The 243-nt window shown below is 57.6% G+C and carries 1 protein-coding gene; it reads right to left on the bottom strand.

Annotation, left to right across the window (positions count from 1 at the left end; translation table 11 throughout):
* A partial coding sequence (locus AACW06_RS20650; RefSeq protein WP_192076425.1) for a hypothetical protein occupies positions 1–243 on the bottom strand: 243 nt, incomplete at both ends.

Here is a 243-nt window from a genome sequence, read left to right as displayed (position 1 = left end):
CTTCTTCCACACCCGTTGGAAGCGTGACATTGGTTTCAAAACCATCACTGTTCTCGGCCACGCTGACGCTGCCGTCCGCCGCATCGGCAATGGTTAACGTTGGCGCGGTATCGCTCACGCCATCACCATCGGTATCACCCGGTACGGTGGTGTCAAGGTCGAACGTCACTGGCGTACTTTCAGCGGTGGTGTTACCCGCCGCATCACTGATGCTGCTGGTGACGCTGTACATACCTTCGTCAG

This window comes from Vibrio sp. S12_S33 (assembly GCF_963889785.1).
Taxonomy (GTDB): Bacteria; Pseudomonadota; Gammaproteobacteria; order Enterobacterales; family Vibrionaceae; genus Vibrio; species Vibrio aestuarianus.
This window is presented reverse-complemented; position numbering and strand designations above follow the sequence as displayed.